Here is a 16,083-nt window from a genome sequence, read left to right on the forward strand (position 1 = left end):
TCGCCCTTGTGTCGTCTTTCTGTCAGGCCCGTGTCGTTTACGGTGCGGGCAGGAAATGCGAATATCTTAGCCGCTACAAACATACATGAGGTTATCGATGACCGTCGCAGAGAAAGTGAAAGCCCTTCGCCTGAAGAAGGCCTGGTCTCAGGAGCAGCTGGCAGAAGTCGCCTCGCTTTCTGTCAGAACGGTTCAGCGCACTGAAAAAGGGCAGAAACCTGGTCTTGAAACGTTGAGTGCGCTTGCCTCTGCCTTTGACGTCAGCGTATCTGAGCTCTCGGAAGAGGACGGGGATGCCGTCAACGCGCTGGATGAACGTATCAGTGATGCCAGAGCCCAGGTTGCCCGGGAAATGACGTTCTGGCGGATACTCGCAACGGCTCTTCTGACATGTACCGCAATGATGGTTATCAACTATCTGCTGACTCCGGAAAGCTACTGGTCCCTCGTTGTGACCGCCATATGGGGCAGCCTTGTTATGTTCAGGGGGCTGAGGGTGTTTGTTATTCACGATCGGCTTAAGTCATGGCAACAGCGCAGGTTGAATAATCTCCTCCGTCCGGGCACAAAAAAAGGAAAATAACCTGGGGTCAATCAAGTAAAACGCTGGAGCAATTCTCTACGGCTAAATGTAATCATCAATAAACGGAAAGGAAAAACCATGAACCTGTCTGAATTTTTCAGTCATGTACCGATCTGGGTCTGGCTCCTGCTGGCTTTTTTACTTCGTCGTGGTTTTACCGCCCTTTATGACAGGGAAATGAAAACCGGACGGCTTTTTTTGCTCCCGGTAGTGTTTCTTGTCTGGGGAGGCTACGGAATTATGACTGAAACAGAAAGGGCAGGGGTAAGTCTCACCATGATGATCGCAGGATTACTCGCGGGAGGAGCACTCGGCTACTGGATGTGGGGATCACAACCTCCCCTGCAGGATTCAGGCAACCCGGGCAGGGTTATCAGGGCCGGGACGCCGCTGACGCTGGGAATGATTGTTATTACTTTTTGTACAAAATTCATTCTTACTTCAGCCATCTTCCTGCAGCCCGGTCTTGCGGCGTCAGCGAGTTTTTGCATGCTGATGGGTGGGCTCACCGGACTGTTTGATGGTGTATTCTGGGGAGGCACGTTAAGGATTTTTCTCCCGTGGTACAATAAAAGACTTGTCTGACCGATAGTTTAATCACTATGAGCTTCGTTGAGAAGCCAGGCCCTGAAGGTTCTGACTACGGGGCGTATGATTCTGGATTTTGAATATGTCAGCCAGTAGCTGCCGGCATTGACAACCGTTTCGAAGGGCTGCACAACCTGCCCGGATGTGAGCTCCCGTGTAAACATATTCAGGGGAACCAGCGCCGCGCCGCCGGTATGTATGACGGTCTGGATCATCAGTCCTGACGAGTCATAGACCGTACCGCTGATGCCGGCGACGTCCTCCCCGGCCTCACGAAACCAGTCTTCCCATTCATTCATCCGGTAAGAACGAAGCAGCCTTTCGTTCAGCAAATCCCGGGGTGCACGAAGCCGTCCGGCCATTTCTGGGTCGCACAGCACGCCAAACGGCGCGTCGAATATTTTTTCATTATTGGTTGAGGGCCATATCCCGGTACCAAACCTGATAGCCAGATCGAGCCCCTCTGCAGCAATATTGACGATATTATTGTTAATACGCAGACGGACATCCACATGGGGGTGAAGCGTCTGGAAACGCCCCAGCCTGGCCTCAAGCCAGCCAAGGGCAAACGTGCCTACACAGCCCAGCGTCAGGACTTCCTTATATTCCCCGCCTTCAAACTGATGATAAATATTTTCTATAGTCCGGAACGCTTCGTGCAGTCCGTCATAGAGGATCGCGGCTTCCTCTGTGAGCTCCAGGCTGCGGGACTGTCGTCTGAAAAGCGTGATACCCAGACGCTCCTCAAGAATTCTTATTTGCTGGCTGACGGCGGCTGGGGTAACGAACAGCTCTTTCGCGGCCCGGGTAAAGCTGAGGTGCCTGGCGGCAGCTTCAAAAGATTTGAGGGCTTTCAGGGGAGGGTTTTTTCGCATAGCACATCCTTTAGATTTTCTTTAAATTAATACAAATTCTTATTGTTTGCCAGCATTCCGGATTATCAACATAATCCCGCTCACCTGACCGGTGAGCCATATTTGTTATTAATTTATTGCGCCACTGAATATTAATTAAACCGTATTTTAACTTTTTATTTCTGTCTGAGTATCATTCGCGTTTGCCTGCGAAACAACATTTTGAATACATCCAAAAGCATTCAATAGTCTTTCGGTACTCAGCTCGCTAAAAAACATCTTTAAGGTAATTCCGGATGAAGAGAAAATCACTGTTTCTGGCCGTGGCCACTCTGCTGGCCGCCAGTTATGTCAATGCTGGCCAGCTGACCACCGAGCAGCAAATTGCTGAGAAGTCTGCACAGATATTTCATGACACTAATCCTCCGGCTATGGTCATGGCCATTATTCAGAATGGTCAGGTGACGTATCACGCCTATGGTGAAACGGCTAAAGGCAACCATACCAGCCCTACGCCCGACTCGCTGCTTAGGGTCGGCTCTATGTCAAAAATTCTGGCCTCAGAGCTGCTGGTTAAGCTTGCCGATAAGGGAGCGCTCGGGCTGACCGACCCGCTTCAGAAATATGCTCCCCCGGGGATGACGGTCCCTGAGGTGAGCCATGGAAATCCCGTTACCCTGCTTTCGCTTGCCACACATACCAGCGGGCTGCCGCGGCTTATCCCGGGCCAGGCTCCTGCCGGCGCAGCTCCGTTCACTTGGCCGGACAGGCCTGCCCGCTGGCGCTGGCTGAATCAGAAGCCGACCCTGACCGCGCCGTGGGAACAGGCGCAGTACTCTAATGTCGGATACGATCTGCTGGCCGATGCTATGGAAGCTGCCGGTAAAAAACCCTACCTGCAGCTTATGCGGGAAAATGTGACGGGCCCGCTGGGTATGAAAGACACCACCACCCAGCCTGACGGGGCTCAGTGTCAGCGGCTCATGGAAGGCTCTGGCATCGATCCTGCCGGTCCCTGCACGGACACGACGGCAGCCGCCGGCAACGGCGGGATGTATTCCACCGCAAGGGACATGGCGAGCTGGATGCAGCATCTGTTGAATATCCGTCATTCTGATAAGCCAGCGCTCAGGGCCGTTCAGCAGGCCATGTATGTACAGAGACAGCAACTTAAATCCATTACGGGTCTGGATTTAGCCGGGAAAGCGCAGGGGCTGGGAATGGGCTGGGTCTTTATCCGGCCTTCGGTTGACTCCCCGGTAATGATCCAAAAAACCGGCGGCGGCGGCGGTTTTATGAGTTATATGGTTCTGGTGCCCGGCGAGAAAACGGGGATCTTTGTCTCTGTGACAAAAGTGGATCTGGATATGTTCTCAACCTTAACGCGTGAAACGAACAGCCTTATCCCGCTCCTGTTAAAAGCAGCTCACGGGGAACGCGTCAGTCCGGCTTCATAACGGGTCGGCTGGCAGCATCTGACTCAGCAAAAGACCGGGCGCTGTGAGCGGAAATATGGCCGGTTTTCGCCAGAACCCGGTTCCACGCAGAATTACACCTGCACTGAATATACCGCTTCTGGCGTCGATTTTTTCTGCTCCCCTGCAGCATGAGGCTCTGTAAGGCAGCCTGCTGCAAGGGGAGCAGACTCCAGCGAAAATGATAAAAAACTCCGCGATGAAAAATAAACAAAGTATTCGCCCGTCATCACCTGAGAAGGGATTCAGCAACGTCAGATATAATATTCTTCTTGCCGGTATCGCATTAATCTTTATCGTGCTGGTTGCCAGGCTCACCGGACTTCAGCTTTTTGACCACGCTGTCCTGGAAAATGCGGCTGACCGTCGATCCGTACGGACACTTGCACTGCCAGCACAGCGCGGAACCCTGACCGATCGTTACGGCGTTGTTCTCGCCATGAGCGTGCCGGCACGTGACATCATTGCTGATCCAAAACGCATCGCTGCCGCTCATCCGGACTTCGCGGAAGCCAGATGGGCTTTTCTGGCCGACTTGCTGGATATCACGCCTGAGGAACTTCGCAGAACTATTCAAGATAATTCGGACAAGGAATTCCTGTTTCTGAAGAAAAAGTCGCCCCTGTCATTGTCCAGGGCCGTGTCACAGCTGCATCTGCCGGGCATAAGTCAGAAATACAATGAAAATCGCTACTATCCGCTGGGTGAGGCATCAGCCTCGCTCATTGGTGTGACCGGTGCCGAAAATAGAGGGCTGAGTGGTATTGAGCAGAGCTTTAACACCGTTCTGAGAAAGGACTTCGGGGTGAAAAAAATACGCAAAAACGCCAGGGGGGGCGTCATCAGCGTGATCCAGTATGACGCTCCGGAAACTGCACCGGCGATCAGGCTGAGTATTGACAGTGTGCTTCAGTATATTGTTTACAGCCGGTTAAGGGAGGGGGTCGAGCAACATCACGCCCAGTCAGGCGCTGCGGTGCTTGTCAGCGTAAACACCGGCGAAATTCTGGCTATGGCATCCTATCCGTCGTTTAATCCCAACCGTTTTTCCGGTGCCACTTCCGCTGAAATGCGTAACGTGGCGATTAATGACAGCTTTGAGCCGGGTTCAACGGTTAAACCCTTCGTCATTCTTGAAGGCCTGCGCCGCCATATTATCAGCAGCAGCACGCTTCTTGACACAAGGCCGTTCAGGGTTGACGGCCATCTTATCCGGGACGTGGGATACTGGCCGGCGCTGACGCCGACCGGCATACTTCAGAAATCCAGTGATACCGGAGTTTCACATATTGCCCTGGCGATGCCTTCGGATGCGCTGGTAAAAACGTATTCATCCTTCGGGCTGGGAAAACCGACAGGGCTGGGCCTTCCCGGTGAAAGTACTGGTTACTTTCCGTTCAGTCGCCATCGATGGGCTGATATTGAGCGCGCCACCTTCGCTTTTGGCTACGGCCTCCGGGTAACCCCGCTCCAGTTAGCCAGAGCCTATGCCACTCTCGGGGCCTGTGGCGTTTATCATCCGTTATCCGTTACACGGTTATCCGCGCCGGTGTACGGTGAGCAGGTGGCGGACCCGAAGCTTGCCGATGCTGTAATCAGAATGATGGAAAGTGATGTGTTACCCGGCGGAAGTGGCGTAAGGGCAGCTGTACCGGGCTACCGTCTGGCAATAAAAACCGGAACCGCAGAGAAGTTAGGTGCCGGTGGAAAATATGACGGGGGGCATATTACCTATACGGCAGGCGTCGCGCCGGCGAGCCGTCCTGAAGTGGCACTGGTTGTGGTTATTAACAATCCCAAAGCGGGACAGCATTTTGGTGGCTCAGTGGCGGCGCCTGTCTTCGGCCAGATTATCGGTCCGGTGCTTACCCGGCTGAAGATTGCACCGGATGCTTTACGTGCTCCGGTGGTACACCGACAGTCCGGCTGAACAGAGCCTGTTTACTCATTATTTATCTATTATTACTTAACTTAATTTTAAAAAGGATATTAATATGAAAAAGATCCGCCTTATTATAATCTCTTTACTGGCTGGAATGTGTACTCCAGCATTATCTACACCAGTCAATGTTACTGATACAATACAAAGCACAGAAGACCATATCAAAGGTCGGGTTGGTTTTACTGAAATAGACTTTTTATCCGGGAAGGTTCTGAGTAGTCATCGCCGTGAAGAACGTTTTCCTATGATGAGCACATTCAAAGTTTTGTTATGTGGAGCAATATTAGTACGTGTTGATAAAGGGCTTGAACAACTTGAACGCCGAATTACCTATAATAAGCATGACCTGGACGACTATTCTCCACTAACCAGTCAGCACATTGCAGATGGAATGACGGTTTCTGAGTTATGCAATGCTGCCATTACCACCAGTGATAACACTGCTGCAAATTTATTGCTATCAACTATTGGCGGGCCGGAGGGATTAACTCATTTTCTGCGTAGCACTGGTGATAGTTATACAAGGCTTGATCGACACGAACCCAGCCTTAATGAGGCGAAGCCTGGCGATGAGCGTGATACCACCACTCCGGCAGCGATGGCTCAAACGCTACAAAAATTGTTAAACGAAAGTGTACTTACAGAAAAATCTCGAAAAAAATTAATAAGCTGGATGCAGGAAGATAAAGTCGGCGGGCCTCTGTTCCGCTCTGTACTGCCAGCTGGCTGGATGATAGCGGATAAAACAGGAGCAGGTGATCACGGATCTCGGGGCATCGTTGCACTGTTGGGCCCCGGAGGCAAGCCATCTCGTATAGTAGTCCTGTATATTACAAATACTCATTCATCTATGAATGAACTCAACGAGCATATTGCAGGGATCGGAGATTCAGTAATTAAGAACTGGTAATATATTTACAGTGGATTTGACCCTATATATCCAGACGTTTTTGCTCTCTTACGGTTGCGATAACTTCCTGCGTATATATTCCCGTGGTGAGCGATATCCCAGTGCACTATGCGGATGATGTTCGTTGTAATGACTGAACGCCACCGCCAGATTCATCACCGCTGCCTCGCTGTCCGGTTTCGGCATGATGCTGATGTAGTCCCGTTTTATCGTCATCACGAAGCTTTCTGCTATGCCATTGCTTTCCGGGCTTCGCACTGCTGTCGTACAAGGCTCCAGTCCCAGCAACCGGGCGAACGCCGGCACTGTTGGCAACTGCCTTCCGAAGCGTTTTTCCACCGCACCCAGCATGACATCCTGCACCGTTTCTTTGTCATAGCCTCCGGTGCTCGCTGCCCAGTCAATGATCTCCCTGTCGCAGCAGTCCTGCGCGAAGGTCACCCGCAGCTTTTCGGCATTATCACAGCGGAACTCAAAGCCATCTGAGCACCAGCGCCGGTTACTTTCCGCTACTGCTACGCGCCCCTTATGGGCCCGCTTACGGCAAGGATCAGCGGGTTTACGTTCAAGAAGCAGATTATGCGTTCTCATAATGCGATACACCCGCTTTGCATTAACCACAGGCAGGCCGTCCCGCTCCGACTCCCGTCGCAGCAGCGCCCACACACGGCGATAACCATACGTCGGCAGGTCAGCCACCGCCATGTTTATCCGGGACAATACGGTGGTATCGTCAGAACGGGGCTGCCGTCTGCGATCCTGTCAGTCAGATGGCCGGTGAACCCGAATGCTCAACTGCGCACGCGACACGCCAAGACTTCTGCAAACGTCGCTTATTCGTCGTTCCCAGGCAACGAGGGCGCATGCGCAATCCATTTTTTTGCCCGGCCGAACTCCACGGCCTCTTTGAGTATCTCGGCTTCCATCGTCTTTTTGCCCAGAAGGCGCTGGAGTTCGCGAATTTGCTTATTGGCGGCAGCGAGTTCGGAGGCCGGCACCACTTCCTCGCCCGATGCAACAGCCGTCAGTGAACCGTCTTAATATTGCTTGCGCCATTTGAATATCTGGTTTGCATTGATGCCATGCAGGCGCGCGACATGAGACACGGTCATACCGGGCTCCATAGTCTGCTGAATAATGGCAATTTTTTCCTGCGGTGTACGACGCCGACGCCGCTCAGGTCCTGATAACACTTCAACCATCTTATCGTTCTGACTGGTATTAAACATAGTTCCAAGACTACCTCTTATTTTAAGAGAGTCGAAGTGTCTGGTGATCTATGGGGCCAGTCTAGCCCTCTTCCAAGTGTAGGGAGATATAGTCAAAGTTTGCTTCTCCGCCGATGAGTCCGCCCTGCGTCGGATAGTCCGATTTTTTACCGGCGAAGCACGGCTCTCCTAACCCTATCTAAAGCGAATAACTTTTTTCAACAGGGCCGCGTGCCAATGCAAGAGCGATAGGCGCTCTACGCGCCAATTTGACCACTTAAAACAGGTAAATTGAGGGGTTGTAATGTGTTGATGTAACAGGCTTTTATTTTAATGTCTTGGCATATGTATAATGGTAGTCTAGCCCTCCTTTCAACAAGGAGTACTCATGGAAACCTACAATCATACATATCGGCACCACAACTTTTCACATAAAGACTTAAGTGATCTCACCTTCACCGCTTGCACATTCATTCGCAGCGACTTTCGACGTGCTAACTTGCGTGATACGACATTCGTCAACTGCAAGTTCATTGAACAGGGTGATATCGAAGGCTGCCACTTTGATGTCGCAGATCTTCGTGATGCAAGTTTCCAACAATGCCAACTTGCGATGGCAAACTTCAGTAATGCCAATTGCTACGGTATAGAGTTCCGTGCGTGTGATTTAAAAGGTGCCAACTTTTCCCGAACAAACTTTGCCCATCAAGTGAGTAATCGTATGTACTTTTGCTCAGCATTTATTTCTGGATGTAATCTTTCCTATGCCAATATGGAGAGGGTTTGTTTAGAAAAATGTGAGTTGTTTGAAAATCGCTGGATAGGAACGAACCTAGCGGGTGCATCACTGAAAGAGTCAGACTTAAGTCGAGGTGTTTTTTCCGAAGATGTCTGGGGGCAATTTAGCCTACAGGGTGCCAATTTATGCCACGCCGAACTCGACGGTTTAGATCCCCGCAAAGTCGATACATCAGGTATCAAAATTGCAGCCTGGCAGCAAGAACTGATTCTCGAAGCACTGGGTATTGTTGTTTATCCTGACTAATTGCTTTGATGTGTGATTTTAAACGCTCAAATTTATAAAACGAATAATATTGTCAACCTTGCAATAATAGACATAGGGACAACCATGTATAAATTTTTACCCTCAGGCGTCTTCACAATAGAGCCATATAGCAGTGGGTCACTTAGTGGGCTTAATTTTTCCATTAAAGATAATATTAATATTGCTCAGTATAAAACATCATATGGTAGCCCATCTTGGCAAGTAAACATAAGGCTGCCATTTATAAGGCACTGTTGCAAAAATGTGGAGGTGATAGGGGTACTACGCCGGAACCCCAGATTTTTCCGTCCGTTCAAATTATCCACGGTTGAGCAGCTTGATCCCGTCCGCCCGCAGTTGACCAACAGGGGAAATATGCCTGTACAAAGTTTGCCGGGTTATCCCAAGTTCCTGGCATAGCGTACTGACCTTTGTTTCTGATTGTCCCATTGATGCCATTGCCAGTCGCAGTTTGACTGGCGTCATTTTATAAGGTCGGCCGCCGTTCCGCCCACGGGCTCTTGCTGATGCCAGACCTGCAGTCGTTCTTTCAGCAATCAGTTCGCGCTCAAACTCCGCCAGTGCGGCAAAGATACCGAAGACAAGCTTGCCAGCGGCCGTTGTTGTGTCGATAGTCGCCCCGTGACCGGTCAGCACTTTCAGACCGGTCCCCCTCGCGGTCAGGTCGTGCACTGTATTAATGAGATGACGAAGATCACGACCGAGGCGGTCCAGCTTCCATACGACCGAGAGCATAAAAAATATTGGGGCAGCGTGAGCTATGCTGCCATCGCTGGTCCCTTCCCGTCACTTTGAAAACCCGGATACCAGCAGACAAATTTATCCTGCAGTTCGTTATTCAAAACGGCGGTCCGGGTCTGTAACAAATAATGAGCCCCTTTTCTGCTCCACTGCATCTGCTGCTTTTTGGCCATTCGTCTGGCGATCACTTCATTGATCGTGGATTCCACAAACGCGGTTGATACCGGCTCTCCGTACCGACGCATTTCGCCGTAGTTTGGGATCATCATCTTATTATTCCGGATGTAGGTATACATTTCATCCAGATGTTTTTGCAGGGATTTCAGGCTAGGATAGCTGAGTTCAGGGTCATCGCAATACATAACGCAATTATCAATATGTTCCAGCGCAGCGACAACATTGCCATGCCAGAGATATCGTTTAATGCTTTCCAGCAGTGCCAGAACTTTACTCCCCGCCTCTGGATCTGATACCAGCAGTCCCCGGGCATATTGCATGAGCACCTTCAGCCTCATGGTGATATGAAACCAGTCCAGCACATGCGTTGACTCAGGGTACATACCGAACTGGAGGTCCCTGAGATTATCCGCGCCGTCGGACAGAAAAAATATCTGCTGGTTGGCCTGCATTCCCTGCGCTGAAAGGTGGGTCATGAGCCTGCGTTCCGGATGACAGTCATCCTTCTGAACAAAACCGAAGCGGCGGGTGTCAGCAGGCGCACCAACGGAAAAAGACTTCCCGGCAATAATTTCAAAATTACGCTTTTTGTCATCCCGATCGCGAACATAACCACCATCTATACCCACCACAAGCGGTTTTCCTGGCCTGGGCAGGTTCCCCCAGTCGCGGGGGCAGCCGGAAAGAAAACCTGAATGAGCTTCAGCCTCAGCGTCAAGACGCTGCGCCACCTGGCATAAATGATTCCTCACCGTTGAGGCATTCAGGCTGTGGCCCACCGGCAGAATATCTTTCAGCAGACGAGTCGTCATTTCATAGGAGATCATCGAGGCCCAGCGGGTTTCAATATATTTCAGTGCCGGGTGAGAATAATCGCCGGCCCAGTCGCTGAGCAAACTGACTGTCTTTGTATCACTCTCTTCACAACGGCACCGGTACACCCGAAGCCCGGATACCGGAATAACGCCAAACAGCGTCCGGTACCGTATTTTCTGTTTGCCTTTGATTCTGCGCGCAGCAAGGCAGTGAGGGCACCGGATATGGTGTTGAGTATATTCGTCTGCCTGCAGCTGGACCACCGACTGCTGGACCGTATTCAGCAACAGCTTGGATTCTGACACCGATAATCCGATGTCGTTCCGGGTCTCCCCTGATTTCTGGATTGTCATCAGTTCCTCCGTTCGACTGGAGCCTGATTCATCGGTGATGACTATCTGGAGCGTCAGTTGCATCATTGCCTCCTGCTGTGGTGGATGACTATCTCCCGGCTACTGGTTGTTCATCTGGTGACGAAGCTTATAATATGTGGAAACGCCAAGGCCCGCATGGTCGCAGGCGATCCTGAGCCTGACCCCTCTGCTTCTGAGTGCGTCAATTTCCTGGATCTTTTTGATATCGGCGCCGGGGCGCCCTGTTTTTTCACCCCGTGCTTTTTTCGCGGCGATGCCGTCGGCCTGCCTTTCCTTCAGTAAGGCTCGTTCAAACTGGCTGAATGCCGACATCATGTGCAGCTGCAGTTCCTGCATCGGATTGTTTGTGCCGGCGCTGAACGTCAGCTGCTCTTTCAGAAAAATAAGGGTAACGCCCTGGTCACGAAGCCGGGTGGTGACAGCGCACATATCCGACATATTCCGGCAAAGGCGATCGATGGAATGAACCAGAAGCGTATCACCAGGGCGTAATTGCCCCAGGAGTTCCTGTAACCCCGGGCGGTTTGTGTCCTTCGCGCTGGCATGCTCAACACAAATTTTATCAGGCTGAAAACCCGCCTTTGACAATGCCTCTTCCTGACGGGCCGTATTCTGATCGGCCGAGCTTACCCTGATGTAGGCATATTGCACGCAAAACCTCCGGAAGGTCTTTAAACATCATAGAGATTTAAAGAATAATCCATAAACACTGATTTAGGGAGGTTTATAGACATTTTTTCGGGGATCTGAGAGGCATGCTGAAAACGTATACCTTTATAGACATCAGTCAGCGACGACGGCCCAGCCAGATAACTTCAGGCTCCAGTACCGGAGATGCAAGGTCGAGCCTGCTCAGTTGCCGGTTGATTTTGTGGCGGTTGAACCTGACAGCATCCAGGTCGTCAGCAAAAGGGCGGATCTCGCCGACCGTTGTTTCATCATCCGCATTAACGATAGCTTCAAGAAACGCCAGGGTTTTATCGAACTCATCCGCAGCTGTGGCTCCGGGCATACCATGGCCGCTTATACAAAACGGCGCTTTCAGCGTAGAGTTTTCATAAATGGCCTCAACACGAATGTCATGAAGCCAGTGCTCAAAGAAATTGTATTCATAGGTAAAGCGATCGCCAGCATCAAAAGCAAAATCATCAATCACGACCCGGAACGGATTATCGACAAAACCGATGCCTCCTTCGTAGGAGATACCGTAATCTTTGCCATAAATGTGAAATTGATGGAGATGGTCGTCCCCCCAGCCCTGCACTATCTGGAAAATGAAGTGAAGCGCGGCCAGTGACGTGTCGGCAGCAATTCTCAGCCGACGCCAGACCATCGGACTGACTCCATGAACTGCTATTTTGATGACGTAGATCTTCATAGTCAGCAGGTATTGTTATGAAATGATGGTGGTTATTTTAACCCCTGTAGATGGCATCATTCGATGGCTGCCCCGAGGTTTTTCATGCTCTCCTTATTGAATGCCTGCGCGCTGCTCGGCATTTTCACACCAGAATCTGGTAGCTGCGTTACCGGCTTTGCCGGGCGACGGCGCCACTGGCCTTCATTTTAATAGTTAACATTCGCTGGCGCCTCCATGTAGCCAGGCGGCATACTGCTCCTACATTTAAGAACAATGTGATCCTCCTACTCAATAAGGTCTGACTGAAGGTGCCGGCAATGCAGCTTTTTCACGGAACCAGACAGCGTTTTGATAAGTTTGATGTGGCATACAAAGGAACTGGTGAGTCCGGAAACATCGCTGCCTGCTGGTTTACGGATAATTTTAAAGGAGCCAGCAATCATGCGTTATTCAAAAACAGAAATCCCGGACTGCCACTGGTTTGCCGGTGTGAACTGAACACCGGGGCGATTATCGCTAATCACCGGTTGCCGCTCGCAGAGCAGCCCGATATCGCGGCACGTCTGAGAGATGGACTTCCAGTCAGCATCAGTAGCCAACTCAGTAAAGGCTGGGACTGGCATGCCCTGCGCGAGCCTCAATACAGCACTTACAAAGGGAGTATGCTTTATGTGGGTGACAGGCATGTAGATTCAGATGAAATGATCCGCCTTTACCTGAATTGTGGTATCCAGGGCGTTTATGACTGGGAAGGTATATTTACGGACAGCTATCTTCACGGTACAACTACCGTGATATTTGATACCAGTGCAGTGGCTATTATTGACAAAATCGAGTACGGATCTGACGACTGGCATAGCTGGCTGAGTGAATACCGGGAGAAGAATTGTGTTCTGGAAAGGGAACAGAAAGTACAGCAGGCTCACCACGGCTAAGAATAATTTTGAACATCTGCTGTCGGTTGCGTCTTCTCTGCCGGTCCAGGCTTTGCCGGATTTAATTCGCGCTATGGTCCGCCCTTTGCAGAGTGATTTCCTGCTCGCGGTGGCAGAAGAAGGAACCGATGCCCGTCCGGATTTGACACCCGGGGAATTTTTCTTTAATGCCATCACAGAGGTTCAGGACTATAGCAGTATGAAGGCGGGAGAAGTTAATCCAGAAGATTACCCGCTTTCTCTGGCCTCCGATATGGTTCTTCCCTGGCCGTGGAGTCTTTCCCGTTATATCGATAATGTGTCCCGGATTGGTACGGCAAAAGGAAGAGTATGGCAGCAGGATCGTACTAACCATTATGTTGAACTCTGGCTGCCCTGGCGCATTGGTTTTGTTCGGGGAGGTAATCACTCCATCACGGCCGGTATTCTGGCGGGTGAAGGAACGTTAATCCCTGAACACGTGTGGGATATGTCTTTTCTTTTTGAGCGAATAAGTACCGACGGGCTCTACTGGTATGTTGACGGTAAGAAAACTGAAGACGTGAAGTCCTGGCGTGCAGCTGCAATATTTGAGGCAGGCAGGCTAATGACTTCTCGTCCTGACGACAGATAAGGAATATGTAATGGATATCGCGCTTTTTCCCGGTCAGAGCCGGCGCCAGTGGGCTGATACAATGATCAATCTGGAAGCCCGAAAGCTTGTTAATACCGCAAATACCGTCGCGGCCATGCACCTCAGTGATTCACTGACCCGTCTGAAATTTGTGGATGAAATCAGACAGGTTGTCATGCAACAGTTTGACGCGGCAAGGAGAGCAAGAAATGATGAAGAGTGCATTTCCTGCCTGAAGAACCTCAGGGCTGAAAATGAGTTTCTACTTGAACAGTCGCGTATGCTGAAAACCGGTTATGCCCGGATCTACGCTGAAATACAGTACGTAACAGAGCAGAATAAAATTGTCGGATACTTCATATCCGGCATTAAGGTCGTTCTGGCCGGCGTACAGGCTGTGTTTGGCGGTGTTATGATCGCCACCATGACACCAGCTGGAATGCTTGCCGGTGCCGTTCTGGTCGGTGATGCCCTTAATACGGTATCACGGGAAGCAGCCCGTCAGCTCCTGAATGAACCTGCTTCAGAGGGGATCCTGGCGGACGGCGCCATGTCCGTAGCGGAGTTTATGGGTTTCAGCCGCGATGTCGGGCTGGGGATTTTTAATGCAACCACGCTTGCAGCCAGCGTTTATGGTGTGTTTGGTCTGACCGGGAAAGCTGAGGCCTGGCGTCTTTTCCGTTATCTTCCCGGAGACTATTACCGCAAGGTGGAAACCATGTCTCCGGGCAAACTGACGATGAAGGTTCTGGGATGGGGGGTCAGTGCAAAGGTGGTACTGGAACTCCTTACCCGTGATGACCGGAGTCGCTGATATGTGATCTCATCAGCTTCCATGATTTATAGCCAAGTCTGACCGGCATCACCAGAAGCAACACAATCAGCAGAAAGACGACGGCAACCACGCAGGAGATAACATGGCTGGCGCTGCCAAAAATCGCGGTGAGCAGGGTGATGATGACCATCCCGCCGGAGATCCAGGCTACCGACAGGAAATAGCCGGCCAGATCCTTCAGCACCTTTTCCAGCGAGTCCCCCGTCGCCTGGTGACGTTTGATTCTCGCTATTTCCTTACTGGTAAATCCTGCCGCGATAAGTTCCTGGTTGTTCTCTGTCATTCACGTCTCCTTTAACCTGATAAAAAGAATACACTATTTAGACGTCCCGTTCCTTCCTGCTTTTGCCTTCCCTGTCCGGATCGTTGTGCCGTTGCCGTTAAACAATCCATGCTTCCCATTTTTCCTATACTTACCCTTTAACGGCAGGAAACGCTTATGTGTGGACGTTTTTCTCAGTCACAGACCCGCGCTGAATACCTGGCTTATCTGGCCGGTGAGGTTGATGCCGGGTTTTCTGCAGTACCGGAGCCTATCGGACGCTACAACGTGGCGCCGGGGACCCGGGTACTGTTGCTCAGTGAAAGCAATGATCAGCTGCAGCTCGAACCTGTTCTGTGGGGGTATTCCCCAGAGTGGTGGCACAAAGCGCCCCTGATTAATGCCCGTGTTGAAACCGCAGCTGAGGGACGTATGTTTCGTCCGCTGTGGGAACGCTGCCGCGCCGTTGTGTTTGCTGACGGGTGGTATGAATGGGTACGTCAGAGGAACAAAAAACAGCCGTATTTCATTTACCGCAGGGACGGTCAGCCCGTATTCATGGCTGCCATTGGCGCACGACCGTTTGGTCTGAGGGATGACGGGGAAGGCTTTGTTATTGTCACGGCAGCAGCGGACAAGGGGCTTATCGATATCCACGATCGTCGTCCTCTGGTGCTGACGCCGGATGCCGCGCGCGAATGGCTACGCGAAAGTCTCAGTGGTGACGAGGCGGGCAGGACGGCCAAACAGGGGGCGGTGCCTGCTGAGGCATTCACCTGGCATCCAGTTTCCCCTGCGGTCGGCAACGTGCGGAATCAGGGGGCGTCGCTAATTGAACCTCTCTCGTGATGCTTGCTTCGCCAGCGCCAGGGTTCTGTCTGTCCAGGGACTGACCAGAGACCTGTAGCCTGACGACGGGCTTCGTCTTCCAGTGTTGCGTAGTCGCTCCGGACAGGTTTTCCGTGATACCGATATGCCCAGGCCAGTCCCTTACGGATCTGTTCGGCATTCACATCCTTCGCGCCAAGCCACACCGTGCCAAGCAGCCGGCCGTAACGATCCTCATCCTCGCCAGTGACGGTAACGATGCGCTGTGTCACCATCGATGAGAGTTCCTGTCTGGAACGCTGGCCAAAGGGTTGGTTCTTTTCAGGCGCATCGATACCGGCAAGACGAACACGCTTCAGCTGGTTCCCCTCACCAAGAATCTCAACGGTATCCCCGTCGAGCACACGAACAATCCTGCCGTTAATATCCGCACTTACCGGATAAGTCACGATGAGCAAACTAATTATGTACAGTGTCCGAAACATGTCTATATCTCTGGTTTTTTTATATATTGAG

16 protein-coding genes and 2 pseudogenes are annotated in these 16,083 nt (G+C 51.3%); 10 read left to right on the forward strand and 8 right to left on the reverse strand.

Annotated elements, in window-relative coordinates; translation table 11 throughout:
* The first annotated feature begins 97 nt into the window (after window positions 1-97).
* Together DD597_RS23830 and DD597_RS23835 are read left to right on the forward strand one after the other, a co-directional pair.
* Window positions 98-583: a helix-turn-helix domain-containing protein gene (locus DD597_RS23830; protein WP_022650053.1), complete on the forward strand. Its 486-nt coding sequence runs from the start codon at window positions 98-100 to the stop codon at window positions 581-583.
* Between the two features lie 78 nt (window positions 584-661).
* A complete protein-coding gene (locus DD597_RS23835) occupies window positions 662-1,168 on the forward strand; it encodes a DUF6622 family protein (RefSeq protein WP_022650052.1) in 507 nt (168 codons plus the stop codon).
* Window positions 1,169-1,176: 8 nt separating this feature from the next.
* On the opposite strand, the gene DD597_RS23840 is transcribed toward DD597_RS23835, so the two are convergent.
* Window positions 1,177-2,046, reverse strand: a complete 870-nt coding sequence (locus tag DD597_RS23840; RefSeq protein WP_022650051.1) for a LysR family transcriptional regulator — start codon at window positions 2,044-2,046, stop codon at window positions 1,177-1,179.
* A 275-nt stretch (window positions 2,047-2,321) separates the two neighbouring features.
* Here DD597_RS23840 and ampH point away from each other — a divergent pair, with 275 nt between their 5' ends.
* The 3 genes from ampH (at window position 2,322) to DD597_RS23855 (ending at window position 6,352) form a co-directional block, all read left to right on the forward strand.
* A complete protein-coding gene (ampH, locus tag DD597_RS23845; RefSeq protein WP_032635084.1) occupies window positions 2,322-3,482 on the forward strand; it encodes a D-alanyl-D-alanine-carboxypeptidase/endopeptidase AmpH in 1,161 nt (386 codons plus the stop codon).
* 217 nt (window positions 3,483-3,699) lie between these two features.
* Entirely contained in the window at window positions 3,700-5,430 is a 1,731-nt protein-coding gene (locus DD597_RS23850; RefSeq protein ID WP_032623598.1) for a penicillin-binding transpeptidase domain-containing protein, read from the forward strand.
* Window positions 5,431-5,494: 64 nt separating this feature from the next.
* Window positions 5,495-6,352 carry a class A beta-lactamase LAP-2 gene (locus DD597_RS23855; protein WP_012477595.1) on the forward strand — a complete coding sequence of 286 codons (858 nt, stop codon included), beginning with the start codon at window positions 5,495-5,497 and terminating at the stop codon, window positions 6,350-6,352.
* 48 nt (window positions 6,353-6,400) lie between these two features.
* Here DD597_RS23855 and DD597_RS23860 read toward each other — a convergent pair.
* Window positions 6,401-7,554 (reverse strand): annotated as a pseudogene (locus tag DD597_RS23860) (IS3 family transposase).
* Window positions 7,555-7,948: 394 nt separating this feature from the next.
* On the opposite strand from DD597_RS23860, the gene DD597_RS23865 reads away from it, so the two are divergent.
* Window positions 7,949-8,605, forward strand: a complete 657-nt coding sequence (locus tag DD597_RS23865) for a quinolone resistance pentapeptide repeat protein QnrS1 (RefSeq protein WP_001516695.1) — start codon at window positions 7,949-7,951, stop codon at window positions 8,603-8,605.
* Between the two features lie 318 nt (window positions 8,606-8,923).
* On the opposite strand, the pseudogene DD597_RS23870 reads toward DD597_RS23865, so the two are convergent.
* The 4 genes and pseudogenes from DD597_RS23870 to DD597_RS23885 form a co-directional block, all read right to left on the reverse strand.
* A pseudogene (locus DD597_RS23870) lies at window positions 8,924-9,352 on the reverse strand (recombinase family protein); the annotation flags it as partial.
* Between the two features lie 32 nt (window positions 9,353-9,384).
* Window positions 9,385-10,776, reverse strand: coding sequence for an ISKra4-like element ISKpn19 family transposase (locus DD597_RS23875; RefSeq protein WP_001493761.1), 1,392 nt, complete (start codon window positions 10,774-10,776; stop codon window positions 9,385-9,387).
* Window positions 10,777-10,812: 36 nt separating this feature from the next.
* Window positions 10,813-11,385 carry a recombinase family protein gene (locus tag DD597_RS23880; protein WP_001493762.1) on the reverse strand — a complete coding sequence of 191 codons (573 nt, stop codon included), beginning with the start codon at window positions 11,383-11,385 and terminating at the stop codon, window positions 10,813-10,815.
* 136 nt (window positions 11,386-11,521) lie between these two features.
* Window positions 11,522-12,067, reverse strand: coding sequence for a plasmid pRiA4b ORF-3 family protein (locus tag DD597_RS23885; protein ID WP_001493763.1), 546 nt, complete (start codon window positions 12,065-12,067; stop codon window positions 11,522-11,524).
* A 344-nt stretch (window positions 12,068-12,411) separates the two neighbouring features.
* On the opposite strand from DD597_RS23885, the gene DD597_RS23890 reads away from it, so the two are divergent.
* Genes DD597_RS23890 through DD597_RS23900 form a run of 3 tightly spaced genes read left to right on the forward strand, consistent with a single transcriptional unit; the run spans window position 12,412 to window position 14,456 of the window.
* A complete protein-coding gene (locus DD597_RS23890; RefSeq protein ID WP_022650047.1) occupies window positions 12,412-13,029 on the forward strand; it encodes a hypothetical protein in 618 nt (205 codons plus the stop codon).
* Window positions 12,983-13,642: a DUF6710 family protein gene (locus DD597_RS23895; protein ID WP_022650046.1), complete on the forward strand. Its 660-nt coding sequence runs from the start codon at window positions 12,983-12,985 to the stop codon at window positions 13,640-13,642. The genes DD597_RS23890 and DD597_RS23895 overlap by 47 nt, the downstream gene beginning before the upstream one ends.
* A 10-nt stretch (window positions 13,643-13,652) precedes the next feature.
* On the forward strand, window positions 13,653-14,456 hold the full coding sequence (locus DD597_RS23900; protein WP_022650045.1) for a DUF4225 domain-containing protein: 804 nt from the start codon (window positions 13,653-13,655) through the stop codon (window positions 14,454-14,456).
* Here the strand turns inward: DD597_RS23900 and DD597_RS23905 are convergent.
* Entirely contained in the window at window positions 14,431-14,760 is a 330-nt protein-coding gene (locus tag DD597_RS23905) for a hypothetical protein (protein ID WP_012477573.1), read from the reverse strand. The two genes, DD597_RS23900 and DD597_RS23905, sit on opposite strands and share 26 nt — an antisense overlap.
* Before the next feature lie 156 nt (window positions 14,761-14,916).
* On the opposite strand from DD597_RS23905, the gene DD597_RS23910 reads away from it, so the two are divergent.
* Window positions 14,917-15,588: an SOS response-associated peptidase gene (locus DD597_RS23910; protein WP_012477572.1), complete on the forward strand. Its 672-nt coding sequence runs from the start codon at window positions 14,917-14,919 to the stop codon at window positions 15,586-15,588.
* On the opposite strand, the gene DD597_RS23915 is transcribed toward DD597_RS23910, so the two are convergent.
* Window positions 15,555-16,052, reverse strand: coding sequence for a thermonuclease family protein (locus tag DD597_RS23915; protein ID WP_022650044.1), 498 nt, complete (start codon window positions 16,050-16,052; stop codon window positions 15,555-15,557). The genes DD597_RS23910 and DD597_RS23915 overlap by 34 nt on opposite strands.
* Between the last annotated feature and the right edge of the window lie 31 nt (window positions 16,053-16,083).

The organism is Enterobacter cloacae complex sp. 677-3DZ2D5B, assembly GCF_004136695.1.
Taxonomy (GTDB): Bacteria; Pseudomonadota; Gammaproteobacteria; order Enterobacterales; family Enterobacteriaceae; genus Enterobacter; species Enterobacter hormaechei_C.